The organism is Streptomyces sp. NBC_00569 (assembly GCF_036345255.1).
Lineage (GTDB): Bacteria > Actinomycetota > Actinomycetes > Streptomycetales > Streptomycetaceae > Streptomyces.
This window is the reverse complement of record NZ_CP107783.1, coordinates 3,821,897-3,846,688: the sequence shown is the minus strand read 5'-3', so window position 1 is coordinate 3,846,688 and position 24,792 is coordinate 3,821,897. Positions and strand designations below refer to the sequence as shown.

The following is a 24,792-nucleotide window of genomic DNA, read 5'->3' as shown; positions in this document are numbered from 1 at the left end:
GATGCCCGTTTGATCTGGAGAATGACACCCCTTTTGAGTGGCTAACCGCAGGATGGCTTGCCAGCGGCAGCGCCGAAGGTCCTTTCCAAGCACGCCCGTTGCTGTCCTGGCTACCCTTCCGACCCCTTGCCACCCGATCGGGTAGCCCCCGCTGCGGCTCCCGCCTTGACGGCGCCCTCCTTGGACCCGCCGCCCGCGGACGGGGCCTCGAAGGACTCCAATGCCTCCAGGACGTCCTGGACACGGGAGATCTCGGCGTTGATGTCCTCGCGGCGCCGGACCAGGACCTCCAGCTCGCGCGTGCCCTCGGCGACCATGCGCTCCGCCTCCGCCTGCGCCTCGGACAGGACGCGCTCGGCCTCGCGGCTCAGCTCGGTCTTCTTGGCCCCGGCCTCCTTGAGCAGGCCCTCGGCCTTCTTCACGGCGGCGATCCGGACCTTGCTCGCCTCCGAACCCGCCTCCGAGACCATCTCCTTGGCCTTCGCCTGCGCCTCGGTGAGCTGCTCCTCGGCGGCCTTCACCAGCGCGTCGCACCGCTCGCCGGCCGTCTTCATGGTCTCGGCGGACTCGCGCCGCGCCCGCTCGTGCAGTTCGTCGATCTCGCCGGTGATGCGCTCGCGCAGCTCCTCGGCCCGCTCCCTGATCGCCGTCGCGTCGCGTCGCGCGCCGACGAGCAACTCGTCCGCGTCCGTACGGGACTTCTCCACCAGGGAGTTGCCCTCGACGGTCGCCTCGGAGACCAGCCGGTCGGCCTCCTTGCGGGCCGCGCCGACCATGGTGTCGGCCTGCGACTCGGCGTCCGCGGTCGCCTTCAGCGCGGCCTGCTGCGCCTCGGACGTCAGCTTCTCGGCCTCCGCGCTCGCCTCGGTGATGAGCTTGTCGACCTGCTCGGCGGCCTCCGAGCGGCGCTTGTTGGCGTCCTTGCGGGTCTCGTCGAGGGTCCGCTCGGCCTCGGCGCGCGCCGCGGACGTGAGCCGCTCGGCCTCCGCCGCCGCCTCCGCCTTGACGCGCTCCGACTCGCTGCGGATCCGCTCGGCGTGCTGCTGCGCGGATCCGACGGTCTCGGCCGCCTCGGCGCGCAGCCGCTCGGCGTCCCCGGTCGCGTCCGCGATGAGCTTCTCGGCCCTGGCGACCGACTCGGCGCGCACCCGCTCAGCCTCGGTGAGGGTCTCGTTCGTGAGCTGATCGGCCGCGGCGGTGGACTCCGCGTGCAGCCTGGCGGCCTCGGTCGTGGCGTCGCCGACGAGCTGCTCGGCGCGGGCGACCGACTCCGAACGGACGCGCTCCGCCTCGGCATTGGTCTCGTTCGTGAGGCGCTCGGCGGCCTCCGTGGCGTCGCCGACGAGCTTCTCGGCCGCGGCCGTCGACTCGGCGCGGACGCGCTCCGCCTCGGTGTTCGTCTCGTTCGTGAGGCGCTCTGCCTCGCTCGTGGCCTCCGTGATGAGGGTGTCCGCCTGCGTGGCGGCGTCCGAACGGATCCGGTTGGCGTCCTCGCGGGCGTCGGCCCGGGCACGGGACGCGTCCTGTTCGGCCGAAGCGAGCCGCTCGGAGACCTCCGTACGGACCCGCTGGGCGTGCTCCGACGCCTCGGACCGCATCCGCTCCGACTCGGCGATCGCCTCGGAAACCGTGCGCTCCGCAAGGGACTTGGCGGCCTCCGACTCCGCGGCCGCCTCGCCGCGCACGCGGTTGGCGTCGTCGGTGGCGCGCTCGCGCTCCGCGTACGCGTCGGCGCGGACCCGGTCGGCCTCCTCCTGCGCCTCGTGCTTGGTGCGCTCGGCCGCGTGCTCCGCGGCGCTGCGCAGGCCCGCGATCTCCTCCTGCGCCTGCTCCTGGAGCCCGGACACGGAGTCGCGCACCTGCTGCGCGGTCTGCTCGGCGGCGCCGACCATCTCGGTGGAGCGCCGGTCGGCCTCCTCCACGAGACGTACGGCCTCTGCCTGCGCCTCCTCGACGCGGGCGCGGGCGACCGCGAGGAGTTCCTCGCTCTGCTCGCGGGCCCGCTCGCGCTCCTGGTCGGCCTCCTGGCGGGCGGAACCGAGGGTCTCCTCGGCCTCGCGGCGGCGCCTGGCGGCCTCCTCCTGAGCGGCGGACAGCGCCTCCGCGGCCTCCGTGGCGACCCGCTCGGCCGCGGCCGCGGCCTCCGCGCGCACCCGGTCCGCGCTCTCCTGAGCCTCCGTCTTGAGCCGCTCGGCCTCGGCCGCGGCCTCGGACCGCAGCCGTACCGCGACGTTCTCCGCCTCGGCGCGGGTCCCGGACGCGTCCGACGCGGCCTCGGTGCGCAGCCGGTCGGCCTCCGTCTCGGCCTGCGCCTGGAGCGTACGGATCCGCTCGGCGGCCTCGGCGCGCAGCCGCTCCGTCTCGTCCGCGGTCTCGCGGCGGATGCGCTCCGACTCGGCCCGCGCATCGGTGAGCGTGGTCTCGGACGCCGTCAGGCGCTGCTCGGCCTCGGTGTGCAGCCGGGTCAGCTCGTCGGCGGCCTCCGCCTGCCGGGCCGCGACCGCGCGCTCGGTGTCCTCGCGCAGTTCCTGCGCCGCCCGCTCGGCCTCCGCCTTGGTGGCCTCGGCCTGCTCGCCGGCCTCCTCGCGGTGCCGCTCGGCCTCGGCGCGGGTGCGCTCCAGGGTCTCCTCGGCCTGCTTGCGCAGGTTCGTGGCGCGCTCGATGGCCTCGGTGCGGACCCGCTCGCTCTCGGTCTGCGCGCCGGCCCGCAGCTCGTCTGCGTCCGCCTTCGCCTTGGCGAGCAGCTCCTCGGCGGTCCTGGCCGCCTCCTCGATCTGCTGGACGGCCTCGCGGCGCGCCTCGCTGCGGATCCGCTCGCCCTCGTCGACGGCCTCGGCCCGCAGCTGCTCGGCCTCGCCGCGCAGCCGGCGGGCCTCCTCCTGGAGCTCGACGGTCTTGGCGCGGTACTCCTTGGTGTCGTCCTTCGCCGCGCCCTTGAGCTGTTCGGCGATGTCGTGCGCCTCGCCGCGCAGCCGGTCCGCCTCGGCCTCGGCCTCGCTGCGCAGCCGCTCGGCCTCCTCGGAGGCGGCCTTCGTGGTGGCCTTGGCGTCCTCGGACGCCTTGTTGAGCACCTCTTCGGCCGTGCGGGCGGCCTTGGCGAGCTGGGAGGCGGTCTCCTCGGCCGTGACGTTGCGTGCCTTCTCGCCCGCCTCGGCGAGGATCTTCTCCGCCTGCTCCTTGGCGTCGGTGACGACCTGCTCGGCCTCCGACTTGGTGGCCTCGGCCTCCTTGGTGGCCTCCGAGACGAGCCGGGCGACCTGTTCCTTGGCGGTGCGCGTGCGCTGCTCGTTCGCCGACTCGGCGTTCGCGAGCTGCTTGGCCGCGGCGTCCTTCGCCTCGGTGAGGACCTTCTCCGCCGACGTGCGTGCCTCGCGCAGCGCCGTGTCGGCCTCGGACAGGCGCTGCTCGGCGGCGCGGCTCAGCTCGGCGGACTGGCGGCGGGCCGTGTCCGACTCGGTGGCCGTGGACGAGCGCAGCTGCTCGGCGTGGTCGGTGGCCTCCTGCGCCTGCGTCGACGCGGCGTTCAGGAGGCGCTCGGCGTCGGTGCGGGCGCGGCGCAGCAGGGCCTCGGCCTCGGCGCGGGCGGTCTCGGCCTCCGACGTCAGGCGCTGGCGGGCCTCGGTGGCGACCCGCTCGGCCTCGGCGCGGGCGGCGGCGAGCGCCTGGTCGGCCTCGGCGCGGGACTCGTCGACGAGCCGGCGGGCCTGCTGCTCGCTGCGGGAGCGCAGCTGCTCGGCCCACGCCACGTTCTCGTTGACGTGCGCCTCGACGGTCTGGCGGCGCTCGGCCAGCTCCTGGTCGAGCTGCTGGCGGCGCGAGACGGCCTCGGCGTGCAGCTCGGACTGGAGCCGGGACTGCTGCTCGGCGTGCTCCTGGAGGATGCGCTGCGTCTGGGCGCGGGCGTCGCGCAGCTCGCGCTCGGCGTCGGAGCGCAGCTGGTCGGCCTGGATCTGCGCGTTACGCAGCAGCTGCTCGGCCTGGTACCCGATGTCCCCGCCGTCGTAGGCAGGACGGGACGCGAGGTTGCGGCGCGCCTCGTGCAGCTTGGCGCGCAACACCTCGACCTGGTAGCCCAGGTCCTCGGCGTGCTGGACCGCCTTCTCCCGCTCGGTCTTCAGCCGGTCCATCTCGGCCTCGAACCGTGAGAGATGGTCGGTCTCAGCCGGCCGCCGGCTGTCCTGGCTCTCGTAGCCCCGCACTGCGCGGTCCCATCCGTCCCCTGGTCGCAAGTCTCTCCAAACGAGCACCGTCCATCCGCCGAACGGGGCCCCCGGGGAATGGTGTCAGATCAACGGCGGAGCATGGGCTGCTGCCCCGTCGCTCGCCCCCCGAAACCCGGACCCCGGCCCGCGGCCGTCCGTGTGACGGACGGCCGCCCCCAACCCTACCGGCCCAGATATACGGAGGTCAGTGCTCAGGTGACTCAACCGGTGCGGAAGTGACGAGTTCGGTCAGTACGCCGTGGCAGTCCTTGGGGTGCAGGAAGGTGATGCGCGACCCCATCGAACCGATGCGCGGCTCGTCGTACAGGACGCGTACGCCCTTGCCCCTGATGTCCGCGGAGTCGGCGTCGACGTCCGCCGTGCCGAAGGCGATGTGGTGGACGCCCTCACCGTTCTTGGCCAGCCACTTCCCGACCGCGGAGTCCTCCCGGGTGGGCTCCAGGAGCTGGAGGTAGGAGGCCCCGCCGTCACTCGTCTCATTGATCTTGAGCATGGCCTCGCGCACGCCCTGCTCCTCGTTCACCTCGGAGTGGAACACTTCGAAGCCGTAGGTAGCGCGGTAGAACTCAACGGTCTTGTCGAGGTCGAAACAGGCGATTCCGATGTGGTCGATTCGCGTCAGCATGCTGTAAGTGCAGCGCGGTCGGAGGTGGTTACGCAACGTGCGCGCGATCACACCGTTCGGCCGGTGACGTGGGGGGGTACTGCTCAGTACATTCGAGTAAACCCTCGTTCACTCCTCATCTCCAAGGGGCCGTGCCTCATGTCTGGAACGACCGGTACCACCTCAGTGATCGTCGCGGGCGCCCGTACGCCCATGGGTCGGCTGCTCGGCTCGCTGAAGTCCTTCTCCGGAGCCGATCTCGGAGGCGTCGCCATCAAGGCGGCGCTCGACCGGGCGGGGATCGGCGGAGACCAGGTGCAGTACGTGATCATGGGCCAGGTGCTTCAGGCGGGGGCTGGGCAGATCCCCGCGCGCCAGGCGGCCGTCAAGGCCGGCATCCCCATGAACGTGCCGGCGCTGACCATCAACAAGGTGTGTCTCTCGGGCCTCGACGCCATCGCGCTCGCCGACCAGCTGATCCGCGCCGGCGAGTTCGACGTCGTCGTCGCGGGCGGCCAGGAGTCCATGACGAACGCGCCCCACCTGCTTCCCAAGTCCCGCGAGGGCTACAAGTACGGCGCCGTCGAGATGCTCGACGCGATGGCGTACGACGGCCTGACCGACTCCTTCGAGAACATCCCGATGGGTGAGTCGACGGAGAAGCACAACACCCGCCTCGGCATCAGGCGCCCCGAGCAGGACGAGATCGCCGCCCAGTCGCACCAGCGCGCCGCAGCCGCCCAGAAGAACGGCCTCTTCGAGGCGGAGATCACCCCCGTCGAGATCCCGCAGCGCAAGGGCGACCCGATCCTGTTCAGCAAGGACGAGGGCATCCGCGCCGAGACGACCGCCGAGTCGCTCGGCAAGCTGCGGCCCGCGTTCGCCAAGGACGGCACGATCACGGCCGGCACCTCCTCGCAGATCTCCGACGGCGCCGCCGCGGTCGTCGTCATGAGCAAGGCGAAGGCGCAGGAGCTCGGCCTGGAGTGGATCGCCGAGATCGGCGCCCACGGAAACGTGGCGGGCCCCGACAACTCGCTCCAGTCGCAGCCCTCGAACGCCATCCGGCACGCCCTCAAGAAGGAGGGCCTGGGCGTCGAGGACCTCGACCTCGTCGAGATCAACGAGGCCTTCGCGGCCGTCGCCGTGCAGTCAATGAAGGACCTCGGCGTGTCATCGGAAAAGGTGAACGTCAACGGCGGCGCGATCGCCCTCGGTCACCCGATCGGGATGTCCGGCGCCCGTGTCGTCCTGCACCTCGCGCTCGAGCTCAAGCGGCGCGGCGGCGGCGTCGGCGCGGCCGCGCTGTGCGGCGGCGGTGGCCAGGGTGACGCGCTGATCGTGCGGGTACCCAAGGCGTAACCCTTCCGCCGGCACGTGTGCCGGCAGGTACGCCGATACGGATGTCGGTACGGATGTCGGACGAAACCGAGTGAACGGAGCTGTGATGCAGGACGTCTCCACCCTGGTGGCCCAGGCCAGGGAAGGCCGGCCCAGGGCCGTGGCCCGGCTGATCTCCCTGGTGGAGGGGGCGTCCCCGCAGCTGCGCGAGGTGATGGCGGCGCTGGCCCCGCTCGCGGGGCACGCGTACGTCGTCGGGCTGACCGGGTCGCCGGGCGTGGGCAAGTCCACGTCCACGTCCGCCCTGGTCAGCGCCTACCGGCGGGCCGGGAAGCGGGTCGGCGTGCTCGCCGTCGACCCGTCGTCGCCGTTCAGCGGCGGCGCCCTGCTCGGTGACCGTGTCCGCATGTCGGAGCACGCGTCCGACCCCGGCGTGTACATCCGTTCCATGGCCACGCGCGGGCATCTGGGCGGGCTCGCGTGGGCCGCGCCGCAGGCGATCCGCGTGCTCGACGCGGCCGGCTGCGACGTCGTCCTCGTGGAGACGGTCGGCGTCGGCCAGTCCGAGGTCGAGATCGCCTCGCAGGCCGACACGTCCGTCGTCCTGCTCGCCCCCGGCATGGGCGACGGGATCCAGGCGGCCAAGGCCGGAATCCTGGAGATCGGCGACGTGTACGTCGTCAACAAGGCCGACCGCGACGGCGCGGACGCGACCGCCCGCGAGCTCAACCACATGCTGGGCCTCGGCGAGTCCCGGGGCGCCGGTGACTGGCGCCCGCCCATCGTCAAGACCGTCGCCGCCCGCGGCGAGGGCATCGACGAGGTCGTCGAGGCGCTCGAGAAGCACCGGGCGTGGATGGAGGAGCACGATGTCCTCCAGGAGCGCCGCCTCGCCCGCGCCTCCCGTGAGGTCGAGACGATCGCCGTCACGGCCCTGCGCGAGCGCATCGCGGACCTCCACGGCGACCGTCGCCTCAGCTCGCTGGCCGAGCGCATCGTGGCGGGCGAGCTCGACCCGTACCGGGCGGCGGACTCCCTGGTGGAGGGCCTGACGGAGGCCTGAGCGGACGGGGGGCGGGACCGTGCCGCGGTCTCGCCCATCGCCAACGCCCGTCCCCCGCTGGTACGTTGGACGTATGTTCCTTCTCTGTGCGTAGGGCACGACCCCGACCGCGACCACCGTCGAACGGTGACGTCGCGGTCCTCGGCGTCCGTGTGCCCTTCGTTCTGAGGAACTCCCACTCATGTCCTACGCAGCGCTCCTGCGCGTTCCCCATGCCCGCAGGACCTTCGGCGCCGCCCTGCTCGGGCGGCTCTCCTACGGGACCGTGTCCCTGTCCCTGATGCTCGCGGTGAAGTCCGCCACCGGCTCGTACGCCGTCGCGGGCACGGCCATGGCGCTCTTCGGCGCCGCGAGCGTCTTCCTCTCCCCTGTGAGAGCGCTCCTCATCGACCGGTACGGGCCGCGCCGCGCGCTCCCGCCGATGACGGGGGCGTACGCCGTCCTGCTCGGTGTGCTCGCGGCGCTGACCTGGCGGCCGGGGGCCTCCGGGCTCCTGCTCGGTGTCGCCGCCCTCGCCGCCGGCGCGTGCACCCCGCCCCTCGGCCCGACCATGCGGGCCGTGTGGAGCGAACTCGTCGGCACGCGCCAGGGGTTGCTCCAGCGCGCGTACAGCCTCGACGGGGTGGCCGAGGAGCTGCTGCTCGTGTCCGGCCCGCTCGTCGTGGGCGTGATCGTGCAGTTCGCCCCCGCGGCGTTCGGCGTCGCGGTCAGCGCGGTCCTGGTGGCCGTGGGAACCGCCGCGTTCGTGGCGTCCCCGGCCGTGCGGGGCCTCGCGGGCCGGGACGCGGGGCGGCGCGGGTCCTCGGGCGGGATCTCGCCGGTGCGCGGCCTCGCGCAGCCGGTGGTCGTCGCCGTGGGGGTCGGGCTGGCCCTCGGCGCCCTCGACCTGCTCGTCCTCGCCTTCGCCGACGCCCGTCAGCATGCCGACGCCGTGGCCTGGGTGATGGCCGCCCTCTCGGCGGGCAGCGCGGTCGGCGGCCTCGCGAACGGCGCCATCGCCTGGACCACCCCCGCCCGCGTCCGGCTGCCGTTCCTCGCCGCGGGGCTCGCCGCCGCGCTGGGGGCGGCGGCGCTCGCACCGGGCCTGGTGACGCTCGGTGCGGCGGCCGTGACGGCGGGCCTCTTCGTCGCGCCCGCCCTGACGACCGCGTATCTCGTGGCGGACGAGACGGCCGGGCCGGCGTTCCGCACCCAGGCCGGGGCCTGGGTCAACACGGCGGTGAACGCCGGGATCTCGGCCGGCACGGCGGGAGCGGGCCTCCTGGTGGCCCGCCTCCCGCTCGCGGCCTGCTTCGCCGTGGCCGCGGCGGCGCCGGTCGCGGCGGCGGTGTGGGGGGTACGGGGTGTGCGCGGCGCCCGTACGACGGCGGAAGCCGCGCCCGGGGACGGTGTCCCGGACGCGGCTCAGGAGACGGGCGCGACGGCGCGATGAGCCGATCCGCGCCGAACCGGGCTCGTCGGCGCGGACGTCAGTCGTCGTCGCCGTGGTGGCCGTGGTCGTCGTCGCCGTCGTGACCGCGGCCACCGTGGTCGTCGCCGGCGTCGTGGGTGGTGGTGTCGTCGCGGCCGTGGTCGTCTCCGGCGTCGTGCGTGGCGCGTGTGGTGGTGTCGTCGCGGCCGTGGTCGTCTCCGGCGTCGTGCGTGGTGCCCGTGGCGGTGTCGTCGCGGCCGTGGTCGTCGCCCGCGTCGTGCGTGGTGCGTGTGGTGGTGTCGTCGCGGCGGTGGTCGTCTCCGGCGTCGTGGGACGAGCGGTTGGGAGTCACCGCGCCGGTCCGGAGGTCGACGCGCCAGTCGGCGTCGGTGCCGTTCGCCGCCGTGGTCTCGGCCTCCCAGGCGTGGGCCGTGCCGTCGTCGTCGAGGTCGATCTCGGTGACCGTCCCCTTCGCGGCGGCGGCCCGTGCCGCGTCCTGTGCCGTCGTCCGCGCGCCCTTCAGGACGGCGGTGACGCGGGCCGTGTCGTCGTGGCGCGAGGTGTGCGAGCCGGTGACCTCGCCCGTGGCGGGGTCGACGAGGACGTCGTGCCACGTCGTGCCGTTCAGCACCTCGACCTCCCAGACCACATGGTCGTTCTCGTCGTCGAGCTCGGCGGAGACCGCCGTGCCGGGCACCGACTTGAGGGCGGAGGCGATGGCATCGGAGGCCGTCACCTTCGCGGTCCTCAGCTCGGTGACGTGCTCCGCGCGGTCGTCGTCGTGCCCCGTGCCCCGCGACGCGGTCGACGTGCCCGCCGACGTGGTGTCGTCGTCGCCGCCCGCGACCGCGACGGCGGTCGCGGTGCCGCCGCCGATCAGGGCCACGGCGGCGATGGTGGCGATCACGATGTTGCGCTTCATGAGGGATCCTCCCCGAGACGATTCCCGGCCCACCGGACATCCGGTGTGCTTCGACGAGGACCACAGTGGCCGACCGATGCTGAAGCCCCGCTGAAGGACCCTGAAGACTTCTTCAGGTTCCGTTTGCGACCCTGGCCCCCATGCGCCTGCTCATCGTGGAAGACGAAAAGCGTCTCGCCCTGTCCCTCGCCCGGGGCCTGACGGCGGAGGGGTTCGCCGTGGACGTCGTCCACGACGGCCTCGAAGGGCTCCACCGGGCGGGCGAGGGCGCGTACGACCTGGTCGTCCTCGACATCATGCTGCCGGGCATGAACGGCTACCGCGTCTGCGCCGCCCTGCGCGCCGCCGGCCACGACGTGCCGATCCTCATGCTCACCGCCAAGGACGGCGAGTACGACGAGGCGGAGGGGCTCGACACGGGCGCCGACGACTACCTCACCAAGCCGTTCTCGTACGTCGTCCTCGTCGCGCGCGTGAAGGCGCTCCTGCGGCGGCGCGGCTCCGGCGGCGGCTCGTCCGTCCGTACGCTCGGCCCCCTGCGGGTCGACACCGGCGCGCGCCGCGTCCTGCACGGCGAGACCGAAGTGCCGCTCACCGCAAAGGAGTTCGCGGTCCTCGAGCAGCTGGTGGTGCGGGCCGGCGAGGTCGTCTCCAAGGCGGAGATCCTGGAGCACGTCTGGGACTTCGCGTACGACGGCGACCCGAACATCGTCGAGGTGTACGTCAGTACCCTGCGCAAGAAGCTGGGCGCGGAGCTGATCAGGACCGTGCGCGGCGCGGGCTACCGCCTGGAGGCGCCGCGATGAGGCGGCGGCTGTTCGGTTCGGTACGGGCCAGAGCCACGCTCGGCGCGACCCTCGTCGTCGCCGTGGCGCTCCTCGCCGCCGGCGCGTCCGTGCTGCTCGCGCTGCGCTCCAACCTCACCGATCAGGCGTCGAGCGAGGCGGAGTCCTCCGCCCGCAAGGTCGCCGTGTCGATCGCGACGGGCACCGCGCCCGCCGCCCTCGAACTCCCGGACGGGGATGAGACCCCAGTGCAGGTCGTGGACGGTGACGGCCGGCTCCTGGCCGCCAGTGAGGACCTGGAGCGGATCAGCGGGACCGGCTCGTCCGCCGTCAGGCCGGTGACCCCGCCGGTCGACGACGACGGCGATGACGACGGAGGAGACGACGGCGGATCCGACCGTCATGGCGGCAAGGGCAAGGGCGGTGACGACGACTCGTACGCGTACGGGGAGATCGCCGACGACGCCGAGGGCGGCAAGGGCTCGGCCACCGTCGACGGGGAGACGCGGGACCACCGGTTCGCCGCGCTGGAAGTGAAGAACACCCGGCAGGGCGACCTCACCGTGTACGCGGGCGCCTCGCTGTCCGCCGAGCAGAGCGCCGTCGGCACCGCGCTGACCGTCATGCTGACCGGCTTCCCGGTGCTGCTCGGCGTCGTCGGCGCGGTCACCTGGCTGGTGACCCGCAGGGCGCTGCGCCCCGTCGAGGGCATCCGGAGCGAGATGTCCGCGATCACTGCGTCGCAGGACCTGGCGCGCCGGGTGCCGGAGCCCGCCACGCACGACGAGGTGGCGCGCCTCGCGCGGACCACGAACGAGACGCTCGCCGCGCTGGAGACGTCCGTGGAGCGCCAGCGCCGGTTCGTGGCCGACGCCTCGCACGAGCTGCGCAGCCCCATCGCGTCGCTGCGCACCCAGCTCGAAGTGGGCGCCACCCACCCCGAACTGCTCGACGTGGAGGGGGCGGTGGCCGACACGGTGCGGCTCCAGGAACTCGCCGCGGGGCTTTTGCTGCTCGCCCGGCTCGACGCGGGCGAGCGGCCGGGGGAGGCGCGGGTCGATCTGGCCACGCTGTCCGGCGAGGAGCTGTCGCAGCGTCCGGCGGGCCGCTTCGCGGTCCGGACACACCTCCAACCCGTCGAAGTGGCGGGATCGCGCAGTCAGTTGGCGCGGGTGGTCGGGAATCTGCTGGACAACGCGCAGCGTCACGCCCGGTCCCGCGTGGACATCGCCGTGCGGGCCGAGGGGCCGTGGGCGGTCGTCGAGGTCGGTGACGACGGCGGGGGCGTGCCGGAGGCGGAGCGGGAGCGGATCTTCGAGAGGTTCGTGCGCCTGGACGACGCGCGGGCCCGGGACGACGGCGGGGCGGGTCTGGGACTCGCCATCGCCAGGGACGTCGCCGTGCGGCACGGCGGCGCCCTGACGGTCCGCTCGTCGCCCGCGGGCGGAGCGCTCTTCGAACTCAGGCTGCCGGTGGCGCCGGCGGCCTGAGGCCGGCGGACGGGGAGGGCCGGCGTTCCCCGTTCGCAATGGTCACGGTTTGCCGCGCTGCGAACGCAGGTGTTCGGCGATCGGGGTCAGGGCCTTGTGGAGGGCGTCGAGCTCCTCCGGTGAGATCAGGTCGACGAAGTGCCGCCGTACGGACGCCACGTGGTGCGGGGCGACCTTCTTCATGGTCTCCATGCCCTCCTCGGTCAGGACGGTGTAGAGGCCGCGGCGGTCGGACTCGCAGTTCTCACGGCGGACGAGTCCGGCGTTTTCCATGCGGGTGATCTGATGGGAGAGCCGGCTCTTGGACTGCAAAGTGGCGGTCGCGAGATCGCTCATGCGCATCCGGTGGTCGTCCGTCTCGGAGAGATGCACGAGGATGTCGTAGTCGTTCATCGTCAGGCCGAACGGCTGGAGGTCCTTCTCGAGCTGATACGTCAGCATCCTGTTGACCTCTACGTGCGTGCGCCAGGCGCACTGTTCCTCGTCGCTCAGCCAGCGTGTGGCCGTCTCGGTCTCCATATATTGATTCTACCTAAGAAGTTGAAATGCGAACGAAAGTGGGGGGTGTGACGCCTCCCACCCCTGGTGACACAAAGGGGTCACGCGTTCGACGTCACACTCCGCAGATTACCGCTCACAGTCCGAAGCGACGCTGGAGGTCGCCGAGCTGTCCGGGAAGGCGCGGTACCCCCGGCTGCTGTCCGGGCATCCCCCGGCCGCCCGGCACCCCCGCCTGCTGGGGCACGGCGCCCGTCGCCTGTTCGGCCATCAACGTCTCCGTGGACTGCAGCAATACCGTCCCGGCGCCCACGAACTCGAACTGGTGCTCCTCCCCGGAGACGCCTCCGACGCCCGTCATCGCACGTAGACCGCCGATCACGCCCGTCAGATAGGAGTGGTCGTAGTGGTGACAAGGTGACGGGCAGTCAGCCCAGCCGACCAGCGCCTGTGGATCTACGCGGATCGGCGGCTCCATGAAGACCACCGGGCCGTTCGAGGCCGCCACGAATTTGCCCGTGCCAATGAGTGTCAGAAAGCCGGGAACGATCGACTGCTTCAGCGCGAGAGTTGGCTGAAAAGCGAGCAGGTTGCCCGAGCGGATGGTCAGATTCCCGTTCTCCAGGTCGTACGAGTTCACGTCGAAGGCCCGGTCGGCGAGCAGCATCTTGCCCGAGCCCTCCGCCACGACCCAGTCGCTCACGTGCAGCGGGGAGTGGAAGGACGTCCGTACGAGGCGGTCGAGGCGGCCGTGCCCGATCCCGTTGAAGTCGATGCGCCCGTAGTAGGCGATCATCTTGCCCTTCTGCAGGAACCAACTGCTGCCCTTGAGCTCCACGCAGAACGTGTACGCGTTCACATTGTCGTCGGCCGGCAGGGTGGCCGGGTCGAAGATCACCGGGGTGCTCACAGCTTCTCCTCCGAGGCCTGGACGTACACCGCGCCGCTGCCGCTGAGCTCCAGCTGGAACGCCTCGCCGGAGCCGCGCCCCACCATGTCGCGCCAGCCGAGGGCCGTCGACAGCTTGTTCCTCACGTCGCCGTGGTGCGCGACGTACGCCTGCGGGTCGACATGGACGGGGCGGCCCGGCGTGATCGGCAGCTCGATGACACCGCCGTGCGCCATGACGGCGACCGAGCCGTGTCCCTTGAGGGTCGTGGTGAACAGGCCCTGCCCGGTGACCTGGCCGCGCACCATCCCCATGACGCCGCCCTGCGAGCCCATGAACATCGTGCCCTGCTGAAGGCTCCCGTCGAAGGCGAGCAGTCGGTCCGCCTCCACGTAGAGGGTGTCGCCGGAGAGGGCTATCACCTGGACGTGATGGCCGCCGTGCCCGAACAGGACGGTGCCGCTGCCGTCCACGGTCATCAGCGGCGTCGCCTCGTTCGCCACGCGGCGCCCGATCATGGACATCACGCCGCCCTGGCCGCCCTGGATGCTGGGCGTGAAGGTCACGTCCCCTTTGTAGGCGAGCATGGCGCCGCGCTGGCTGTAGATCCGCTGCCCGGGGACGACCGTCGCCTCGACCATCTTCGAGTTGATCTCACGGAAGGGCATCTCACACGTCTCCCGCGATCGTGTTGCGCTCACTGGGCTGTACGTAGACCAGGCCGTCGCCCTCGAAGCGGATCTGGAAGGCCTCGCCGCCGCCCTCGCCCATGAAGGTGCGGAACGTGACGCCCGACTGGAAGGACTGCCGCACATTCCCCTGATGCGCGATGTACGCGCCCGGGTCGACGGTCAAGGGGTGTTCCCGGCTGACGCGGAGCGCGACGGCGGGGCCGTCACTCATGATCGCCGCCTGGCCGTGGCCCTCGACGGTCGTCGTGAACAGGCCGTTGCCCTGGGAGGCGCCGCGCACGCCGGTGAAGGACGTGCCGGTGCGCAGGCCCGCGTCCGTGCAGAGCAGATTGCTCGACTCGACGAAGAGCTTGTCGCCCCGCAGGTTGACGACGCTGATCTCGCTCGCCCGGTCCGCGAACCAGCACGTGCCCTGCCCCTTCACCTCCATCACCGTCATCTCCTCGCCGGTGAGGCGGCGGGTCACCATGCCGCGGATGCCCTCGCCGCCGCCGGTCATCTTCTTGAACGCCATCCGGCCGTCGTACGCGACCATCGAGCCGTTCTTCGCCTTGACGCTGTCGCCCGTCATGTCGACGGCGAGCACTCTGCTGCCTTGAAGCCGGAACGTAGCCACGATGTGACGGTAATGGGCGAGATGCCCCCGGGACAGGGGTCCCGGCCCTGAACGAACCCTGAGCGAACCCCGGGTCGTCCCCGATGCCACAATGGGCAGCGCTTGTGCTTACGTTCACAAGATCGAACGCCCGCCCCTCACCGCTTCTGCCGAAGGTGCCCCGTGGACATCAAGACCGCCTCCGCACTCCGCCGACTCCGCCTGGTCTCCGCTCCTGAGGCCGTCTCCTTCCTGTTGCTCCTTGTCTGCTCGGTACTGAAGCGGACCACGGAGTTCGACGCCGTCCCGGTCATGGGCATGGTGCACGGCGTCCTGTTCGTCCTCTACGTGCTCTTCTGGCTCGACGCGTGGAACCGTGCGAAGTGGGGCTTCAAGACCGGCGCCCTCTACTTCGTCCTCTCCGTCCTGCCGACCGGCGGCTTCTTCGCCGAGCGCAAGCTGAAGCGTGAGGCGGAGGCCGCGGTCATCGCGTCCCGCGCCCGCCAGGAGAAGGTCGTGAACGCATGATCGTCGCCTTCTCGGTCTCCCCGCTCGGCGTCGGCGAGGACGTCGGCGAGTACGTGGCCGACGCCGTCCGGGTCGTGCGCGAGTCCGGCCTCCCGAACCGCACCGACGCCATGTTCACCTCGATCGAGGGTGAGTGGGACGAGTGCATGGACGTCGTGAAACGTGCCGTCGCCGCCGTCGAGGCGCGGGCCCCGCGGGTGTCCCTCGTGCTCAAGGCGGACATCCGCCCCGGTGTGACGGACGGTATGACGTCGAAGGTCGCGACGGTCGAGCGGCACCTCGCCGCCGAGTGACGGCGCGGAACCTGCCCTTGGCGTGAAGCCCCGGCCCGGGTGGGCCGGGGCTTTCGCGCAGGGCTCCGGACCGAAGGGCGAGACGGGGCTGACCAGCATATGACCGGCCGGTAAGGTCTTGGGCGTGCCGAAGCCACTCAGCCTTGCCTTCGATCCCATCGCCCGTGCAGACGAACTCTGGAAGCAGCGCTGGGGATCCGTGCCGTCCATGGGCGCGATCACCTCGATCATGCGCGCGCACCAGATCCTCCTCGCCGAGGTCGACGCGGTCGTGAAGCCGTACGGACTGACCTTCGCGCGCTACGAGGCGCTGGTGCTGCTCACCTTCTCCAAGGCCGGCGAGCTGCCGATGTCGAAGATCGGCGAGCGGCTCATGGTGCACCCGACCTCGGTCACGAACACGGTCGACCGCCTGGTGCGCTCCGGGCTCGTCGACAAGCGGCCCAATCCGAACGACGGGCGTGGAACGCTCGCCTCCATCACCGCCAAGGGCCGCGAGGTCTGTGACGCCGCCACCCGCGACCTGATGGCGATGGACTTCGGGCTCGGGGTGTACGACGCCGAGGAGTGCGGTGAGATCTTCGCGATGCTGCGGCCGCTGCGGGTCGCCGCCCACGACTTCGACGAGGCCTGACCCGCGCGAAGATCGCGCAAAACGGGCCGTTACGCTCGTATCCATGAAACGAAGCGTGCTGACCCGGTACCGGGTGATGGCCTTTGTCACGGGCGTCCTGCTGGTCCTGCTGTGCCTCGGCATGATCGCCAAGTACGTGCTCGGCATCGACGGCGCGGCGGATGTCACGCGTGTCGTCGCCATCGCGCACGGCTGGCTCTATGTGATCTACCTGGTCTTCGCCTTCGACCTGGGCTCCAAGGCGAAGTGGCCGGTCGGCAAGCAGCTGTGGGTGCTGATCGCCGGTACGATCCCGACCGCCGCGTTCTTCGTGGAGCGGAAGGTCTCCCGCGAGCTGGACTCCAAGGTCGCCGACGACGCGCCTGCCGTCGCCAAGGCCTGACGAACCGCGCCACTGCACCGCCCGCACGATGTGCGGGCGGTTTGCCATCGACATTTACTAGGACGTCCTAGTAAATTTGAAAGCATGGGAAGCATGGACGCTGACGCCATCGAAGAGGGCCGCCGCCGCTGGCAGGCCCGGTACGACTCCGCCCGCAAGCGGGACGCCGACTTCTCGACGCTCTCCGGGGACCCGGTCGAACCGGCCTACGGGCCGCGCCCCGGGGACACCTATGAGGGCTTCGAGCGGATCGGATGGCCCGGCGAGTACCCGTTCACGCGCGGCCTGTACCCGACCGGGTACCGGGGCCGTACCTGGACGATCCGGCAGTTCGCCGGGTTCGGGAACGCCGAGCAGACCAACGAGCGGTACAAGATGATCCTCGCCGCCGGCGGGGGAGGGCTGAGCGTCGCGTTCGACATGCCGACGCTCATGGGCCGCGACTCCGACGACGCGCGCTCGCTCGGCGAGGTCGGGCACTGCGGCGTCGCCATCGACTCCGCCGCCGACATGGAGGTCCTGTTCAAGGACATCCCGCTCGGGGACGTCACGACGTCCATGACGATCTCGGGCCCCGCCGTGCCCGTCTTCTGCATGTACCTCGTGGCCGCCGAGCGCCAGGGCGTCGACCCGGCCGTCCTCAACGGCACGCTCCAGACCGACATCTTCAAGGAGTACATCGCGCAGAAGGAGTGGCTCTTCCAGCCCGAGCCGCATCTGCGCCTGATCGGCGACCTCATGGAGCACTGCGCGGCGGGCATCCCCGCGTACAAGCCGCTCTCGGTCTCCGGGTACCACATCCGTGAGGCCGGCTCCACGGCCGCGCAGGAGCTGGCGTACACCCTCGCCGACGGCTTCGGCTATGTGGAGCTCGGCCTGTCGCGCGGGCTCGACGTGGACGTCTTCGCGCCCGGCCTCTCCTTCTTCTTCGACGCGCACCTCGACTTCTTCGAGGAGATCGCCAAGTTCCGCGCCGCCCGCCGCATCTGGGCCCGCTGGATGCGCGACGTGTACGGGGCGAAGACCGACAAGGCGCAGTGGCTGCGCTTCCACACGCAGACCGCCGGGGTCTCCCTGACCGCGCAGCAGCCGTACAACAACGTCGTGCGGACCGCCGTCGAGGCGCTCGCGGCCGTGCTCGGCGGCACCAACTCGCTGCACACGAACGCCCTCGACGAGACCCTGGCGCTCCCCTCCGAGCAGGCCGCCGAGATCGCGCTGCGCACGCAGCAGGTCCTCATGGAGGAGACCGGCGTCGCCAACGTCGCCGACCCGCTGGGCGGTTCGTGGTTCGTGGAGCAGCTCACGGACCGGATCGAGGCCGACGCCGAGAAGATCTTCGAGCAGATCAAGGAGCGCGGCCTGCGCGCCCACCCGGACGGGCAGCACCCGATCGGGCCGATGACCTCGGGCATCCTGCGCGGCATCGAGGACGGCTGGTTCACCGGCGAGATCGCCGAGTCCGCTTTCCAGTACCAGAAGGCGCTGGAGAAGGGCGACAAGCGGGTCGTCGGCGTCAACGCGCACCACGGGTCCGTCACCGGCGACCTGGAGATCCTGCGGGTCAGCCACGAGGTCGAGCGCGAGCAGGTGCGCGAGCTCGGCACGCGCAAGGCGGCCAGGGACGACGCCCGCGTGCGCTCCGCCCTCGACGAGATGCTGAAGGCCGCGCGCGACGGCGGCAACATGATCCCGCCCATGCTCGACGCCGTACGCGCCGAGGCCACCCTGGGCGAGATCTGCGGCGTGCTGCGCGACGAGTGGGGCGTGTACACCGAACCCGCTGGATTCTGACGGGAGTTCGCGCCGGGTGACACAGTGACAGGTGTCACCCGGCGCGGGCCGGGGTAGGCGCGGGCACGTCGATCGCCGCCTGCCCCTGGAGTTCCCGTGCGCCTGTCCGGACTCAACCGCACCACCACCACCGTCGGATGCGCCGCCCTCGCCCTGCTCGGCGGGATGGTCCTCGGCGGATCCGGGGCGGTGAGCGCGAGTCCGCCGGCCGAGCCGAAGGTGCAGAACACCTTCGACCCGCTCGGCCCCGACGTACGCGCCGCGAAGCTGCCCTCCGGACGTACGGCCCACTACACCGACTCGGGCCCGCGCGACGGCGTTCCGGTCCTCTACATAGGCGGCACCGGGACCAGCGCGCGGGCCGTCCACATGACCGACTTCTTCCGCACCACGCGCGCGGACCTGGGCCTGCGGCTGATCTCCGTCGAGCGCAACGGTTTCGGCGACACCGCGTACGACCCCGCCCTCGGCAAGGCCGACTTCGCGCGCGACGCCCTCGACGTGCTCGACCGCCTCGGCGTCGAGAGGTTCAGGATCGTCGCGATCTCCGGAGGCGGTCCCTACGCCGCCGAACTCGCCGCCCGCGCGCCCGGCCGCGTCTCCGCCCTGCACCTGGCCGCCGCCCTGCCCCCGTACGGCGAGAAGCCCGCATACTGCGCGATGTCCGACGACGCGCTCGCCGCGGCCCTGAAGGACTCCATCACCGACCCGCGCAAGTGGTGGGCGTTCCCCGACGACAGTCCCGTCAAGTCCATCCCGGGCTTCGCGGACACGGCGTACGAGGACGGCGCCCGCACCTACAACCAGCGTGGCCAGCAGGCCGATCCGGCGCCGCAGGTCCACGAGCAGAGGCTGTACTGCGAGCGGCCGGGCCCCGACCTGTCGAAGCTGACGGCACCCGTCCATCTGTACGGCGGCGACAAGGACACCACGGTCCCGCCGGCCACCCTCGCGATCTGGCGGCAGCAGTTCCCCGCGGACCGCGTCACGGTCCGCACCTACGCCGACTCCGCGCACGACGTGCAGTACCGCCACTGGGACCAGATCCTCGTGGACCTCGCCGGACACGGGGACCGCACGGTCGTGTGCCGGGACTCGCACACCCGCGTCCTGCCGGCGGACGAGGCGGCCCGACTGGTCGCCAGGAAGCGTGCCACGCTGGGCAGTTGCGCCTGGAACAGCTGACGGCCCCAGGGCCTTTTTCGGATCGGGCGGGATCAGGGAGCGTTGCCAGGCGTCGCGAGCCCGGCGGGATCCGGAAGAAGGGCCCCAGGGTCTGTCCGGCGGATCAGGTCGCACTCGGGGGCCTGCGCTGATCTGTGCTGGTGAGCGGGGTCTGGTGCGTCGAGATGCAAGGCGGAGGAGGGCGACAACGCGGAGCGTTGGCAACCGACGACAACGCCGCAGGTCGGCGTGCCAGACCCCGCGCCCGCGACAAGATCCGCCGGACAGGTCCTAGGCCTGCACGGAGGCGAGTCCGCCCAGGAGCAGCGCGGTGAACCGGTCGACCCACTCCTCGTCCACCGGCTCCGCGCTCACCAGCGTGCGGTGCACCACGGCTCCCGCGACCACGTCGAAGATGAGGTCGGCGGTGCGGGCGGCGGCGGCCGGGTCGGCTTCGAGGGGGAGTTCGCCGCGTGCGTGGGCGCGGGCACGGCCCTCCAGGACCAGGCGCTTCTGCCGGTCCACGATCGAGGTGCGGATGCGCTCGCGCAGCGGTTCGTCGCGCGTCGACTCGGCTACCACCGCCATCAGTGCCGTCTTGGTCTCCGGGCGGTTCAGGAGCGCCGCGAACTGGAGGACCACACCCCCGATGTCGGCGGCGAGGCTGCCGTTGTCCGGGAGTTCGAGCTCGTCGAAGAGGACCGCGACCGCGTCCACGACGAGCTCGTTCTTGCCTGCCCAGCGCCGGTAGAGCGTCGTCTTGGCGACACCCGCGCGGGTCGCCACATCGCCCATCGTGAGTTTGGACCAGCCGAGGTCCACCAGCGCCGCACGGGTCGCCTCGAGGATCGCCGCGTCGGCGGCGGCGCTTCGTGGGCGGCCCGTTCTCGGGAGGGGCGACGGGGTGCGGCTCTGCATGAAAGTGACCATACCGGCCGGTAGGGATAGCGCCGTGAGGCAGACCACAGCGAAGATCACCTGAACCCCCTCCCCACGCGGCCCGCGCGAGAGTTACGCTACGACCCGTAGCGAAAGCTCAGTGAGCCCTGCGACAACCACGAGGTACCGGGTGGGGACCCGGCGCCGAACAGGCCCTTCGGGCCGCAGAACGGCCCCTCTCGGGGCCGCAGACCGAGTCCGCGACCAACACCCTCGACGGCGCCCGCAGTCCGGCGGGAGGCCGCGACGGGCGGTCCCGGCCCACAACGCGCCGCGGAAGGGGGAGGATGTACTCATGCAGCCACGGAACATGTCCATGAGCGGAGTCGTCGACCTCGCCGCGGTGAAGGCGGCCCAGGAGGCCAAGGCGAAGGCGGAGCAGGCGCGTGCCGAGTCCGCGCGGCAGGGCGGCGGCGGGGCCGTCTCCCCCTCGAGCCTCGTCATCGACGTCGACGAGACCGGTTTCGAGCGCGATGTCCTGCAGCGCTCGGCCGAGGTGCCCGTCGTCATCGACTTCTGGGCGGAGTGGTGCGAGCCGTGCAAGCAGCTGAGCCCGCTGCTCGAAAGCCTCGCGGCCGAGTACAACGGCCGGTTCGTGCTCGCCAAGATCGACGTCGACGCCAACCAGATGCTGATGCAGCAGTTCGGGGTCCAGGGGATCCCGGCGGTCTTCGCGGTGGTGGCCGGACAGGCCCTGCCGCTCTTCCAGGGGGCCGCGCCGGCCGAGCAGATCCGGGAGACGCTCGACCAGTTGATCCAGGTCGCCGAGGAGCGCTTCGGCCTGACCGGCATCACGGTCGACCCCGATGCGGAGGGATCTGCACCGGTCGTGGAGGCTCCGGCCGGTCCGCACGACGCTCTGCTCGAAGCGGCCGTGCAGGCTCTTGACGCCGGCGACCTCGCCGGTGCCGTCCAGGCGTACAAGAACGTGCTGAACGACGACCCCGCCAACACCGAGGCCAAGCTCGGCCTGGCGCAGGCCGAGTTGCTCCTGCGCGTGCAGGACCTGGATCCGCAGAAGGTCCGTCAGGACGCCGCGGACCGGCCCTCCGACGTGGCGGCGCAGATCGCCGCGGCCGACCTCGACCTGGTCGGAGGCCATGTCGCCGACGCGTTCGGCCGACTTGTCGACACGGTGAAGGTCACGGCGGGCGAGGACCGGGACGCCGCGCGCGTGCGGCTGCTCGAACTCTTCGAGGTCGTCGGCTCCGACGATCCGCGTGTGGTCACAGGGCGTACGGCTCTGGCCCGCGTTCTCTTCTGAGCCGTTTCTGACCAGTTCCTAAACGCCGGGCAATGTGGTGCCCAGGTGAAAGTTCTGTTCCCGCAGGTACACAGCGGTCGCGCTTTACCAAAACTTGGTAAAGGCGGCCGCTGTTACTTGGAGTAAGTCAGGGGCCATCTTCTGTCCGGTTACGCCCCTGCTTCCTCTGTTTTGGCAACTCGCTTGACACCACCCTGTGTTGTCGGGTGACACCGCCCGGTCGCTGTTCGGTTATCCGTCCGTTACTAGCGAGTAACGAACCCCCTTGTGCCCGGGCCGAGAATGCACCACGATCGGCGACGCTCGGTCCTCATCCCGCAGTCCGACAGCCAATCGGGTCGCGGGGTTTCAGGGTCCCCACCGAGCAGGCCGGTAGCAGTGCCGCCGGCCTTGGGCAGGGGGGTCTCTGCTTCCCGGCAGGGCCTGTCCAGCAGGTTGCGCGTGACTGTCAGGTGCGACCAGTGGTTGTCGCTCGGGGGTGATCGCCGGTGATTCGGGTGCCATTGAGCGCCCCCGATACGGGCGCTCTCCTTCCCGAGGACGTAGCACTTCTCCCATCCCTGCCCGGCTGAGCGCCCCAAGGGGCGCAGTCAGGGCCGGAGATGTACGTCCGAGAAGGAGGAAAGTCATGGAGTCCGTGGCTCGTGGCGGAACCAGATGGAAGCGGTTCGCCGTAGTCATGGTGCCGAGCGTCGCGGCGACAGCCGTGATAGGTGTCGCCCTCTCGCAGGGTGCGCTTGCGGCATCGTTCAGTGTTTCGGGTCAGTCGTTCAAGGTGACGGCCGACTCGCTCGACGGTACGGGATTCGTCCAGTACGGGGCCCTCGACAGCGGTAAGTCGGGTGCGCACCCGGTTGCCGTCGTCGGCCTCAACGAGGCGAAGATCACCAACCTGTGCCAGTCGGTCGTCGTGCCGGTGCCGGTCTTCGGTGACGTGTCGATGAAGCTCAGCGCGGGCGGTGCGGGCGGCCCCCGCGTCGAGGCGAAGAAGCTTTACATCGACGCCGACGACCTGTCGACCAACGCCACGTTCAAGAACATCGACATCGGCGTCGGTATCGACTCGACCACCAAGGGTCCGGGTCCGTCCAAGGGCGACAAGTACGTCCCGGACTCGTTCTCGCAGCAGGCCGACTCGGTGCACTTCGAAGATGTCAAGCAGCGCGCGTGGGCGACCACGGCCGGCACCTTCAAGCTCTCCGGCCTGCACATGCAGGTGCAGAAGGGCGCACACGAGTGCTACTAGGCCCCAGGGTCTAGTTGCTACTAGGCCCCAGGGTCTAGTTCACTCACAGCGCTGAACGGCCGGGCGCGGGGGCGAACGGGAAGCTCCGGGACGTCCCCGTGCCCGTATCCGACACGCACCATCACCACAGAACAACGCCATTCCCGAGGAGCTGTACGACATGAGCGCCGAAGCGCAAGCAGGGCTGGGCGACAGGCTCGGCCGGACGCGCCGATCGTTCCGAGGGTGGCGCGGTCAGCGCCCATTCTGGGGTGGTCTGCTGACGCTGCTGGGCGGCATTCCGATCATGTACTTCCCGTACGCGAACCTCACGCTCGGCTCGATGACCATCCGGATGTCGACGACCGCCGGCGCCGGTTCGCTGATCATCGGCGTCCTGCTTGTGGTGCTCGGCCTGACGCTCTGGTTCCAGCCGATGTCCCGCGTCTTCGCGGGCGTCGCGGCGATCCTGCTCGCCCTGGTCTCCTTGGTGGTCTCCAACTTCGGTGGCTTTGTCATCGGCTTCCTGCTGGCGCTGCTCGGCGGCGCTCTCGGTATCTCCTGGGGGCCCTCACGGGCTGCGAAGACGGAGACCGGCGGCGTAAAGCCCGCGGACGACGCCGACTCTCCGAAGGGCGAGACGGCGGCCTTCGATGCCTTCGGCGGTGCGTCGGACGATCTGTCAGGAACGAGCCCGAACGGTAACGACGGGACGAACGGGAGGCACCGTGCCGGCTGACGAGGTGCGCCACGAGAACTCTGCTGCAGAGTTCCGTGAGAGAACCGGGCCGCGGCATGCAGCCCCCAGGAAGCATCTGTTCAACAGGCTGCACATGCCCGCGGGCAAGGCGATCGCCATTGCGGCGATGCCCACGGCGGTACTCATGGGCATGGGACTGACCCCCACGCTCGCGCAGGCCAAGGACAACCCCACCAAGTTCTCGGCGGACGACTACAAGGCGTGCGCCGACGCGATCAAGGCGGCCGAGGACGGCAAGGACGCGGCCGACGACAAGGGGGACGAGTCCGCCTCGCCCACCCCGTCGCCCTCGGCGTCCGCGAGCAAGGACACGTCGGACGACAAGGCGGACTCGGGCGACAAGGCCGAGCCCACCCCGTCGCCCTCCGCGTCCAAGTCCACGGACACGCCCTCGGACGACAGCACGGCCGGCAGCAAGACGGCCACGCCGACCCCGACGCCCTCCGAGACCAAGAACCCGCTCGACCCGCTGGGTGTCGGCGACGCGCTCAAGGACCTGCTGACGCCGGATCAGAAGGAGTCGGCGACCCCGACGCCCTCGGCCTCGGCGTCCAAGTCCGCGGATGTGGGCGGCACCGTCAAGGACACCGTCGACAAGGTCACCGAGCCCGTCAAGGACACGGCGGACAAGGCCGGGGACGCGGTCAAGGACACGGTGGACAAGGCCGGAAAGGCCGTCGACGACACCGCGGACAAGGCCACCGACGTGGTCCCCACGCCGTCGGCGAGCGAGACCGGCGTGCCGGACAACTGCCCGGTCGCGACGGACGACGAGGGGGACAACGAGCAGACCCCTGCTCAGGTCCCGAACGACTCGTGGCGCCTGGAGGCCAGTTCGCTGACCCTCAAGGGCGCGGACTACCAGGGCGTCGTGAACGTGCGTACGCCCAACGGCACGGTCAAGAAGGTCCTGAAGTACGTCATCTCGAACGGCACCGACATCGGTGACCTGCACCAGACGGTCGACGGCCCGGACGGCAAGACGTACCACGTCCAGGCCGGCAAGGGCACCACGTCCACCATCCGTGGTGGGAAGACCACCATGTACACGGAGTCGATCTCGGGCAACCTCCTGGGGCTGATCCCGATCACGTTCGACGCGGAGCACCCGCCGCCGCTGAACATCCCGCTGATCTACTTCACGAACGTGAAGGTCAAGCAGGCCGGTCAGTTCGGTGGCGACCTGCACGTGCCGGGTCTCCACCAGTACCTCACCGACTGACTCCGCTGCCGCGCGCAGTCACGGACCCGTCCGGGAGCCGCACAGACGCCGAGGGCGCCCCCTTCAACAGGGGG

General features: G+C 71.1%; 23 protein-coding genes. 15 read left to right on the top strand and 8 right to left on the bottom strand.

Features of this window, described 5'->3' with window-relative positions; genetic code table 11:
* Positions 1-110: 110 nt before the first annotated feature.
* Complete coding sequence (scy, locus tag OHO83_RS17070) at positions 111-4,199, bottom strand: polarized growth protein Scy (RefSeq protein ID WP_266674231.1); 4,089 nt, start codon at positions 4,197-4,199, stop codon at positions 111-113.
* 208 nt (positions 4,200-4,407) lie between these two features.
* Positions 4,408-4,848, bottom strand: a complete 441-nt coding sequence (gene mce, locus OHO83_RS17065; RefSeq protein WP_100595983.1) for a methylmalonyl-CoA epimerase — start codon at positions 4,846-4,848, stop codon at positions 4,408-4,410.
* 138 nt (positions 4,849-4,986) lie between these two features.
* Between mce and OHO83_RS17060 the strand changes: the two genes are divergently transcribed.
* The 3 genes from OHO83_RS17060 to OHO83_RS17050 all read left to right on the top strand — a co-directional run bounded on the left by OHO83_RS17060 (position 4,987) and on the right by OHO83_RS17050 (position 8,663).
* Positions 4,987-6,189, top strand: coding sequence for an acetyl-CoA C-acetyltransferase (locus OHO83_RS17060; protein ID WP_266674232.1), 1,203 nt, complete (start codon positions 4,987-4,989; stop codon positions 6,187-6,189).
* A gap of 85 nt (positions 6,190-6,274) precedes the next feature.
* Positions 6,275-7,231 (top strand): methylmalonyl Co-A mutase-associated GTPase MeaB, encoded by a 957-nt coding sequence (gene meaB, locus OHO83_RS17055; protein WP_266674234.1) that lies wholly within the window; start codon positions 6,275-6,277, stop codon positions 7,229-7,231.
* A gap of 181 nt (positions 7,232-7,412) precedes the next feature.
* Positions 7,413-8,663, top strand: a complete 1,251-nt coding sequence (locus OHO83_RS17050; RefSeq protein WP_266674236.1) for an MFS transporter — start codon at positions 7,413-7,415, stop codon at positions 8,661-8,663.
* A 37-nt stretch (positions 8,664-8,700) separates the two neighbouring features.
* Here the strand turns inward: OHO83_RS17050 and OHO83_RS17045 are convergent, their stop codons facing one another.
* The gene (locus tag OHO83_RS17045; protein WP_330279627.1) at positions 8,701-9,564 is read right to left on the bottom strand and encodes a PepSY domain-containing protein; all 864 of its coding nucleotides are present in this window, start codon (positions 9,562-9,564) and stop codon (positions 8,701-8,703) included.
* Between the two features lie 140 nt (positions 9,565-9,704).
* On the opposite strand from OHO83_RS17045, the gene OHO83_RS17040 reads away from it, so the two are divergent.
* Both OHO83_RS17040 and OHO83_RS17035 read left to right on the top strand, forming a co-directional pair.
* Positions 9,705-10,370: a response regulator transcription factor gene (locus tag OHO83_RS17040; protein WP_266674238.1), complete on the top strand. Its 666-nt coding sequence runs from the start codon at positions 9,705-9,707 to the stop codon at positions 10,368-10,370.
* On the top strand, positions 10,367-11,839 hold the full coding sequence (locus OHO83_RS17035; protein ID WP_266674240.1) for a sensor histidine kinase: 1,473 nt from the start codon (positions 10,367-10,369) through the stop codon (positions 11,837-11,839). Before OHO83_RS17040 ends, OHO83_RS17035 begins: the two co-directional genes overlap by 4 nt.
* Positions 11,840-11,881: 42 nt before the next feature.
* Here the strand turns inward: OHO83_RS17035 and OHO83_RS17030 are convergent, their stop codons facing one another.
* The 4 genes from OHO83_RS17030 to OHO83_RS17015 all read right to left on the bottom strand — a co-directional run bounded on the left by OHO83_RS17030 (position 11,882) and on the right by OHO83_RS17015 (position 14,534).
* Positions 11,882-12,358, bottom strand: coding sequence for a MarR family winged helix-turn-helix transcriptional regulator (locus tag OHO83_RS17030; protein WP_266674242.1), 477 nt, complete (start codon positions 12,356-12,358; stop codon positions 11,882-11,884).
* 115 nt (positions 12,359-12,473) lie between these two features.
* The gene (locus OHO83_RS17025) at positions 12,474-13,247 is read right to left on the bottom strand and encodes an AIM24 family protein (protein WP_266674244.1); all 774 of its coding nucleotides are present in this window, start codon (positions 13,245-13,247) and stop codon (positions 12,474-12,476) included.
* The gene (locus OHO83_RS17020; protein WP_266674246.1) at positions 13,244-13,894 is read right to left on the bottom strand and encodes an AIM24 family protein; all 651 of its coding nucleotides are present in this window, start codon (positions 13,892-13,894) and stop codon (positions 13,244-13,246) included. The genes OHO83_RS17025 and OHO83_RS17020 overlap by 4 nt, the downstream gene beginning before the upstream one ends.
* 1 nt (position 13,895) lies before the next feature.
* Positions 13,896-14,534, bottom strand: a complete 639-nt coding sequence (locus OHO83_RS17015; RefSeq protein ID WP_266674248.1) for an AIM24 family protein — start codon at positions 14,532-14,534, stop codon at positions 13,896-13,898.
* A gap of 162 nt (positions 14,535-14,696) precedes the next feature.
* Here OHO83_RS17015 and OHO83_RS17010 point away from each other — a divergent pair, with 162 nt between their 5' ends.
* The 6 genes from OHO83_RS17010 to OHO83_RS16985 all read left to right on the top strand — a co-directional run bounded on the left by OHO83_RS17010 (position 14,697) and on the right by OHO83_RS16985 (position 19,329).
* Positions 14,697-15,041: a DUF3817 domain-containing protein gene (locus OHO83_RS17010; RefSeq protein WP_266674250.1), complete on the top strand. Its 345-nt coding sequence runs from the start codon at positions 14,697-14,699 to the stop codon at positions 15,039-15,041.
* Entirely contained in the window at positions 15,038-15,334 is a 297-nt protein-coding gene (locus tag OHO83_RS17005) for an MTH1187 family thiamine-binding protein (RefSeq protein WP_266674252.1), read from the top strand. Before OHO83_RS17010 ends, OHO83_RS17005 begins: the two co-directional genes overlap by 4 nt.
* Positions 15,335-15,458: 124 nt before the next feature.
* Complete coding sequence (locus tag OHO83_RS17000) at positions 15,459-15,968, top strand: MarR family winged helix-turn-helix transcriptional regulator (protein ID WP_116509794.1); 510 nt, start codon at positions 15,459-15,461, stop codon at positions 15,966-15,968.
* 43 nt (positions 15,969-16,011) lie between these two features.
* Positions 16,012-16,350 carry a DUF3817 domain-containing protein gene (locus tag OHO83_RS16995; RefSeq protein WP_116509791.1) on the top strand — a complete coding sequence of 113 codons (339 nt, stop codon included), beginning with the start codon at positions 16,012-16,014 and terminating at the stop codon, positions 16,348-16,350.
* A 93-nt stretch (positions 16,351-16,443) separates the two neighbouring features.
* Positions 16,444-18,144 carry an acyl-CoA mutase large subunit family protein gene (locus tag OHO83_RS16990; protein ID WP_266674255.1) on the top strand — a complete coding sequence of 567 codons (1,701 nt, stop codon included), beginning with the start codon at positions 16,444-16,446 and terminating at the stop codon, positions 18,142-18,144.
* A 96-nt stretch (positions 18,145-18,240) separates the two neighbouring features.
* Entirely contained in the window at positions 18,241-19,329 is a 1,089-nt protein-coding gene (locus OHO83_RS16985; protein WP_266674257.1) for an alpha/beta fold hydrolase, read from the top strand.
* Between the two features lie 270 nt (positions 19,330-19,599).
* Here the strand turns inward: OHO83_RS16985 and OHO83_RS16980 are convergent, their stop codons facing one another.
* Entirely contained in the window at positions 19,600-20,226 is a 627-nt protein-coding gene (locus OHO83_RS16980) for a TetR/AcrR family transcriptional regulator (protein WP_266674259.1), read from the bottom strand.
* 316 nt (positions 20,227-20,542) lie between these two features.
* On the opposite strand from OHO83_RS16980, the gene OHO83_RS16975 reads away from it, so the two are divergent.
* The 4 genes from OHO83_RS16975 to OHO83_RS16960 all read left to right on the top strand — a co-directional run bounded on the left by OHO83_RS16975 (position 20,543) and on the right by OHO83_RS16960 (position 24,718).
* A complete protein-coding gene (locus OHO83_RS16975) occupies positions 20,543-21,511 on the top strand; it encodes a tetratricopeptide repeat protein (RefSeq protein WP_266674261.1) in 969 nt (322 codons plus the stop codon).
* 628 nt (positions 21,512-22,139) lie between these two features.
* Positions 22,140-22,757 (top strand): DUF6230 family protein, encoded by a 618-nt coding sequence (locus OHO83_RS16970; RefSeq protein ID WP_100595816.1) that lies wholly within the window; start codon positions 22,140-22,142, stop codon positions 22,755-22,757.
* Positions 22,758-22,917: 160 nt separating this feature from the next.
* Complete coding sequence (locus tag OHO83_RS16965) at positions 22,918-23,475, top strand: DUF6114 domain-containing protein (protein ID WP_266674264.1); 558 nt, start codon at positions 22,918-22,920, stop codon at positions 23,473-23,475.
* On the top strand, positions 23,465-24,718 hold the full coding sequence (locus tag OHO83_RS16960) for a hypothetical protein (protein WP_406338014.1): 1,254 nt from the start codon (positions 23,465-23,467) through the stop codon (positions 24,716-24,718). The genes OHO83_RS16965 and OHO83_RS16960 overlap by 11 nt, the downstream gene beginning before the upstream one ends.
* Positions 24,719-24,792 lie beyond the last annotated feature (74 nt).

Coding starts and splice junctions, on each gene's coding strand:
- OHO83_RS17035 (WP_266674240.1), top strand. CDS start 10,367: ATGAGGCGGCGGCTGTTCGGTTCGGTACGGGCCAGAGCCACGCTCGGC.
- OHO83_RS17050 (WP_266674236.1), top strand. CDS start 7,413: ATGTCCTACGCAGCGCTCCTGCGCGTTCCCCATGCCCGCAGGACCTTC.
- OHO83_RS17040 (WP_266674238.1), top strand. CDS start 9,705: ATGCGCCTGCTCATCGTGGAAGACGAAAAGCGTCTCGCCCTGTCCCTC.
- OHO83_RS17020 (WP_266674246.1), bottom strand. CDS start 13,894: ATGCCCTTCCGTGAGATCAACTCGAAGATGGTCGAGGCGACGGTCGTC.
- OHO83_RS17030 (WP_266674242.1), bottom strand. CDS start 12,358: ATGGAGACCGAGACGGCCACACGCTGGCTGAGCGACGAGGAACAGTGC.
- OHO83_RS16965 (WP_266674264.1), top strand. CDS start 22,918: ATGAGCGCCGAAGCGCAAGCAGGGCTGGGCGACAGGCTCGGCCGGACG.
- OHO83_RS16995 (WP_116509791.1), top strand. CDS start 16,012: ATGAAACGAAGCGTGCTGACCCGGTACCGGGTGATGGCCTTTGTCACG.
- OHO83_RS17060 (WP_266674232.1), top strand. CDS start 4,987: ATGTCTGGAACGACCGGTACCACCTCAGTGATCGTCGCGGGCGCCCGT.
- OHO83_RS17045 (WP_330279627.1), bottom strand. CDS start 9,564: ATGAAGCGCAACATCGTGATCGCCACCATCGCCGCCGTGGCCCTGATC.
- OHO83_RS17005 (WP_266674252.1), top strand. CDS start 15,038: ATGATCGTCGCCTTCTCGGTCTCCCCGCTCGGCGTCGGCGAGGACGTC.
- mce (WP_100595983.1), bottom strand. CDS start 4,848: ATGCTGACGCGAATCGACCACATCGGAATCGCCTGTTTCGACCTCGAC.
- OHO83_RS16970 (WP_100595816.1), top strand. CDS start 22,140: ATGGAGTCCGTGGCTCGTGGCGGAACCAGATGGAAGCGGTTCGCCGTA.
- OHO83_RS16975 (WP_266674261.1), top strand. CDS start 20,543: ATGCAGCCACGGAACATGTCCATGAGCGGAGTCGTCGACCTCGCCGCG.
- OHO83_RS16990 (WP_266674255.1), top strand. CDS start 16,444: ATGGACGCTGACGCCATCGAAGAGGGCCGCCGCCGCTGGCAGGCCCGG.
- meaB (WP_266674234.1), top strand. CDS start 6,275: ATGCAGGACGTCTCCACCCTGGTGGCCCAGGCCAGGGAAGGCCGGCCC.
- OHO83_RS16980 (WP_266674259.1), bottom strand. CDS start 20,226: ATGCAGAGCCGCACCCCGTCGCCCCTCCCGAGAACGGGCCGCCCACGA.